Source organism: Enterococcus sp. ARL09-542 (assembly GCF_005234805.1).
Taxonomy (GTDB): Bacteria; Bacillota; Bacilli; order Lactobacillales; family Enterococcaceae; genus Enterococcus_D; species Enterococcus_D gallinarum.
In genome coordinates this window covers 1-477 of record NZ_QPQX01000063.1, presented here as the reverse complement: position 1 = coordinate 477, position 477 = coordinate 1, and the positions used below count along the sequence as shown (strand labels likewise).

The 477-nt window shown below is 37.3% G+C and carries 1 protein-coding gene; it reads right to left on the bottom strand.

Annotated elements, in window-relative coordinates; translation table 11 throughout:
* A partial coding sequence (locus DVW06_RS16920; RefSeq protein WP_137264925.1) for a helix-turn-helix domain-containing protein occupies positions 1–462 on the bottom strand: 462 nt, incomplete at its 3' end.
* Positions 463–477 lie beyond the last annotated feature (15 nt).

Genomic DNA, 477 nt, shown 5'->3' with positions numbered 1-477 from the left:
ATTCTCAATTTGAAGGGATCGGACTTGCTTTTCTAATGCCTTGATACGATCGCGTTCTTCAGTTGTTGTATTTTCTTTTTTGTTTTCTTTTTTTCTAGTCAAAGTAAGTGGTCGCCCTTTCTCTTTTGAGAGCCCCTCAATACCTGCTTCTCTGAAATTACGCATCCAATTGGCAATAAGCGCAGGGTTGTTCATTTCTAAAGTGCTAGCAACTTCTCGATAGGACATCTCACTTGTTTGATATAACTCTAGCGCATTTAACTTAAATTGAACAGAATATTTCTGATTTTGATGCTTTCTCAATAGACCTTCCTCTCCGTATTCACGATAGACATTCACCCAATTACTTACTTGAGACTTGCTTGAAATACCGTATTTGTTGGCAAGATACCGATATCCGCCCACGCCACTAAGATATTCTTTAACGATTTTTAGTTTTAATTCAAAAGGATATTTTGCCATACAAATAACGACCCC